Raw genomic sequence first — 5,221 nt, 5'->3', positions numbered from 1 at the left:
CCGCCGTCGGCCATCGGACATTTGACCAGCGTGGCGTGTGGCCCAGACTTGCGCCAGCCCCAGCGCAATGGCCTCGGCAACGCCTTGGGCACTCAGGCTGTCCTTGAACGGAATCGGGGGCGATGACGATCTTCATGCGAATTCTCCAGTTCCAATGCTCCTCATGCTGCCAGTCGGCATGCGCATTGACGCCTGTCCGCTGCACAAGGGCGGTTGGCGTTTATTTGTTCATTTCTACAAAAGCCTTGGACTTGATGCCGAATGCTCTGGCCTCATCGCTGGCAAGCCAGCTCCCACAGGGATCTTCAGTGGCTACATAACTTGTAATCACCTTGTAAACCTGTGGGAGCTGGCTTGCCAGCGATGGCGGCCTTAAGAACAACTCATACCGCCGGATCAGTCTGCGGCAGTAATTGCACCCCAAGGTACAAGGCCAACATCCCGTCCAGCCGCAACGGATCAACTCCGCTGATCTCGGCAATCCGCTCCATCCGGTAACGCAAGCTGTTGCGGTGAATGCCCAGCGCATCGGCACAGGCCTGACTCTGGCCGTCGTGTTCGCACCAACTGCGCAGAGTCGCGAGCAACTGGCCGTTACCGTCCTTGGCAATCACTTTGCGCAACGGTTTGAGCAGTTCATCCAGCGCGTCGTCGTTGCGATGGCGCCAGAGCATCACCGGCAAACGATAGCGATTGAGCGTCAGCAGTCGCGACTGCGGCAGTACCTCCCGCCCATACGCCAGCAGATCACCGACCCGTCGATAACAGCGGCGCAAACCGGCCAGCCCATCCGCTTGCCCGCCGACGGCGATGCGCAGAATGTTCCAGCCCAGGCCATCGAGCTTTTCCAGCAAACGATCATGCTCAACCGTCTGACTGGCGGGCCGGCACCACAGCAGCGATGACTTGGCCGAACTCACGCACCAGCTGTCCGGGTAGCGCGAGGTCAGCCACGCACTCAGCGCCTCGACGGTTTGTCCCGGCCCTTGTTCCAGGCCCAGCTCGAACAGGTACGGCACCCGGGTCAACTGCGGCTTGAGCCCCAGTTGCTGCGCCTCATCGACCAGCCGCGGCGAGTCGCCGGCGTCGCTCAGCAGCAACGCCAGCAGGTCATCGCAACGCTGGCGCCGCCATTGCTGCTCGGCCTGCTGATTGCGCTGACCAACGAGCATTTCGGCAGTCATGCGCACCAGTTCGGCGTAGGTGCGCAGTTGCTCCGGCTCGCCGGTAATGCCGAGCACGCCGATCAGGCGTTGATCAAGCATCAGCGGCAGGTTGATCCCCGGCTGCACGCCTTTGAGATGCACCGCAGTTTGCGCATCGATTTCCACCACGCGGCCGTTGGCCAGCACCAGTTGCGCGCCTTCGTGACGGGTGTTGATGCGCTCCGGTTCGCCACTGCCGAGGATCAGGCCTTGGCTGTCCATGACGTTGACGTTATAGGGCAAAATGGCCATGGCCCGGTCGACGATATCCTGAGCGAGGTCGTGATCGAGTTCGAACATGATCGGCAAAATCCTTAAGCAACGGCGGCGGACGGTTGTTCACCCGCACAGGGTCTGGCGGCAAACCCTGTGCTCAGGCACAAAGACAATCCGGCCACAGGTGGCCGAGACTCTCAGGGCGATCAACGTTAACCTGTGCATCGCAAAAAATCATAATAAAGAGAGAGCCGCTATGTCGCAGAGCGCCGCAGCTACCCAGACCATCGATGACGGTAAAAACGCCGTCTACAAACGCATCACCCTGCGTTTGATTCCCTTCATTTTCATCTGCTACCTGTTCAACTACCTCGACCGGGTCAACGTCGGCTTTGCCAAACTGCAGATGCTCGACGCGTTGAAATTCAGCGAAACCGTGTACGGCCTCGGCGCCGGGATCTTCTTCATCGGCTACGTGCTGTGCGGCGTACCGAGCAACCTCGCGCTGACCAAGTTCGGCCCACGGCGCTGGATCGCGCTGATGATGATCACCTGGGGCACGCTGTCGACCTGCCTGCTGTTCGTCACCACGCCGACCCAGTTCTACACCCTGCGCCTGTTCACCGGTGCGGCCGAAGCCGGGTTCTTCCCCGGTGTGGTGCTGTACCTCTCGCAGTGGTTCCCGACGTTTCGCCGTGGGCGGATCATGGCGCTGTTCATGTCGGCGATCCCGGTCTCGGGGCTGCTCGGCAGCCCGTTTTCTGGCTGGATCCTCAACCACTTCGCCGCCGGCCAAGGTGGACTGGCGGGCTGGCAGTGGATGTTCCTGCTGCAAGGCATTCCGACCGTGATCCTCGGCGCCCTCGCCTATTTCCTGCTGAGCGACAGCTTTGCCAACGCCAAGTGGCTGAGCCCGCACGAGCGTGCGGTGCTTGAAGCCGATCAGCCGAAGACCTGGCGAACAAACCGAAAACCACCTCCGACTCGTTGCTCGCGGTATTCAAGAATCCGGCGATCTGGGCGTTTTGGCCTGATCTACTTCTGCATCCAGAGCGGCGTGTACGCGATCAACTTCTGGCTGCCGTCGATCATCAAGAACCTCGGCTTCAGCGACAACCTGGTGATCGGCTGGTTGAGCGCGATTCCTTATCTGCTGGCGGCGGTGTTCATGCTGCTGGTCGGGCGTTCGGCGGACTTGCGTAAAGAACGTCGCTGGCACTTGGTGGTGCCCATGCTGATGGGCGCCCTCGGTCTGCTGATCGCGGTGAACTTCGCCGCCAACCCGGCCATCGCGATCCTCGGCCTGACCCTTGCAACCATGGGCGCGCTGACCGGTCTGCCGATGTTCTGGCCAGTGCCGACCGCGCTGTTGAGCGCGGGCGCGGCGGCCGGTGGCCTGGCGTTGATCAACTCAATGGGGCAGATGGCCGGTTTCCTCAGCCCGTACCTGGTGGGTTGGGTCAAGGACAGCACCGGGTCGACCGATGCGGCGTTGTATCTGCTGGCGGGTGTGATTGTTGGCGGGAGTTTGCTGGCATTGCGCATGACGCGGACGCTGCGCGCGTAATTACGCTTGCGATCTTTTTTTTGCTCATTGATTGCCGCGTCAGTTCTTGCCAATCACAGAAAAATCCCGCAAAAACGCACAGTTTTTTAAAGGATTTTTACCAATGAGCTCGATTCTCGATCTGGAGATCTTCGTCCGCGTTGCCGACTCCGGCAGTATCTCCGCCGCTGCCCGCGCGCTGGAACTGACGCCGGCCGCTGCCAGCATTGCACTGAAGAGGCTGGAAACCCGCCTCGGAATCCGCCTGCTCGCGCGCTCCACCCGCAGCATGCGCCTGACCGAAGAAGGTCGGCGCTATCTCGACAGCGTACGCATTGCCTTGTCTGCCCTGGCCGAAGGCGAACAAGCGCTCAAGCAACACGGCGAAGGCCTCAGCGGGGTGCTGCAACTGGCGGCGCCGTCGGATTTCGGGCGCAACGTATTATTGGCATGGCTGGATGATTTCAAACGCGAACACCCGAATATTCAATTGCAACTGCTGCTCAACGATCGGCACGCCGATCTGTTTCGCGAAACGGTGGATGTCGCGCTGCGCTTCGGCGTGCCCAGCGACTCGACGCTGGTGGCGCTGCCGATTCTGCCGGCGCATCGACGGGTAGCCTGCGCCAGCCCGGACTATCTGGCTCGCCATGGTACCCCGCAACATCCCGGCGAACTGAACGAGCACAGCGCCCTGCTCTATTTGCGCAACGGCCGGCCTTACAACACCTGGCGCTTCAGTCGCGAGGACGAAAACGCTGGAAGTTGAAGTCCACGGTGACTATCTCAGCGATGACGGCGAAGTCGCGCGGCGCTGGGCGCTGGCCGGGCATGGCATTGCCTACAAGGCGTGGCTGGACATCGCCGAGGACGTGCGCAGCGGACGCCTGCGGACGCTGTTCGATGACTGGCATGGCGAGAGCGTGCCGTTCAATCTGCTCTGCCCGCATCGGGTGCAAGTGTCCGAGCGCGTTCGGGTGCTGCAGGCGTTTTTTGCAAATGCGTTGCGCGGCACTCAGCCGATAATTCACTTTGCCCCGTCGGACGCTTCTGGTATTTGATGGAAGCTTTCCCACCGATAAAAGGATTTCGGCATGAGCTATCGCACACTGGGGCACTCGGGGTTGCAGGTGTCCACCCTCACCCTCGGCACGATGATGTTTGGCGAGCAGACCAGCGCTGAAGACTCACTGCGCATCATCGACAAGGCCTGGGATCAGGGCATCAATTTCATCGACACCGCCGACGTCTACACCAACGGCCGCTCGGAAGAAATCGTCGGCGAAGCGATTGCCCGCCATCGTCACGAATGGGTGTTGGCCACCAAGGTCGGTTTCGGCCCGGTGGATGGCCTGCCGAACCGCAGCGGCTTGAGCCGCAAACACATCTTCAACGGTCTGGAAGCCAGCCTCACGCGCCTGGGTACCGACTATCTCGACATCTATTACCTGCACCGCGAAGACCACAACACGCCGCTGGAAGTCAGCGTGTCGGCGATTGGTGATCTGATTCGCCAGGGCAAGATTCGTTACTGGGGCCTGTCGAACTATCGCGGCTGGCGCATCGCCGAGGTGATTCGCATCGCTGACAAGCTCGGGATCGACCGCCCGGTGATCAGCCAGCCGCTGTACAACATCGTCAACCGCCAGGCCGAGACCGAACAGATCACCGCCGCGCAGACCTATGGCCTCGGCGTGGTGCCTTACAGCCCGCTGGCCCGCGGCGTGCTCAGCGGCAAATATGCACCCGATGTCACGCCGGATGCCAACAGCCGCGCCGGGCGTCAGGACAAACGCATTCTGGAAACCGAATGGCGGGTTGAATCGCTGCGCATTGCTCAGCAGATCCAGCAGTACACCCAAGGCCGTGGCGTGGGCATGGTCGAATTCGCGATTGCCTGGGTGCTGAACAACAGTGCGGTGACTTCGGCGATCGTCGGGCCGCGCACCGAGCAGCAGTGGGACGCTTACACCAAGGCGCAGGCGGTGCAGATCACGGCGGAAGATGAAGCGTTTATCGACTCGCTGGTGACTCCGGGGCACGCGTCGACACCGGGGTTCAACGATGTGAGCCATTTTGTGTCGGGCCGTAAACCGCGTCAGGCCTGAAAGCCTCACAAGCCGGGCATCAGCGGCGTCAGCAGATTACGAGGGCAACACAAATCCATTGTGGGAGCGAGCCTGCTCGCGAAGAGGCCGGCACATTCAACATCTGCGTTGTCTGGCACACCGCTTTCGCGAGCAGGCTCGCTCCC

Annotated in this window: 3 protein-coding genes and 2 pseudogenes; 3 read left to right on the top strand and 2 right to left on the bottom strand. The window is 61.3% G+C overall.

The window, feature by feature from the left end; translation table 11 throughout:
* A pseudogene (locus HT737_RS31585) lies at positions 1-136 on the bottom strand (glycerate kinase); the annotation flags it as partial.
* A 247-nt stretch (positions 137-383) separates the two neighbouring features.
* The gene (locus HT737_RS00955) at positions 384-1,505 is read right to left on the bottom strand and encodes a sugar diacid recognition domain-containing protein (protein WP_182401032.1); all 1,122 of its coding nucleotides are present in this window, start codon (positions 1,503-1,505) and stop codon (positions 384-386) included.
* 172 nt (positions 1,506-1,677) lie between these two features.
* Here HT737_RS00955 and HT737_RS00950 point away from each other — a divergent pair, with 172 nt between their 5' ends.
* The 3 genes and pseudogenes from HT737_RS00950 (at position 1,678) to HT737_RS00940 (ending at position 5,075) form a co-directional block, all read left to right on the top strand.
* A complete protein-coding gene (locus HT737_RS00950; protein WP_306287125.1) occupies positions 1,678-2,988 on the top strand; it encodes an MFS transporter in 1,311 nt (436 codons plus the stop codon).
* Between the two features lie 103 nt (positions 2,989-3,091).
* Positions 3,092-3,993, top strand: a pseudogene (locus tag HT737_RS00945) (LysR family transcriptional regulator).
* Between the two features lie 68 nt (positions 3,994-4,061).
* Positions 4,062-5,075: an aldo/keto reductase gene (locus HT737_RS00940; protein WP_121185337.1), complete on the top strand. Its 1,014-nt coding sequence runs from the start codon at positions 4,062-4,064 to the stop codon at positions 5,073-5,075.
* Positions 5,076-5,221 lie beyond the last annotated feature (146 nt).

The organism is Pseudomonas sp. MD195_PC81_125 (genome assembly GCF_014060985.1).
Taxonomy (GTDB): Bacteria; Pseudomonadota; Gammaproteobacteria; order Pseudomonadales; family Pseudomonadaceae; genus Aquipseudomonas; species Aquipseudomonas parakoreensis.
This window is presented reverse-complemented; position numbering and strand designations above follow the sequence as displayed.

Bases quoted from the DNA above. Each gene is read 5' to 3' on its own strand.
- HT737_RS00955 (WP_182401032.1), bottom strand. From the start codon at position 1,505: ATGTTCGAACTCGATCACGACCTCGCTCAGGATATCGTCGACCGGGCC.
- HT737_RS00950 (WP_306287125.1), top strand. From the start codon at position 1,678: ATGTCGCAGAGCGCCGCAGCTACCCAGACCATCGATGACGGTAAAAAC.
- HT737_RS00940 (WP_121185337.1), top strand. From the start codon at position 4,062: ATGAGCTATCGCACACTGGGGCACTCGGGGTTGCAGGTGTCCACCCTC.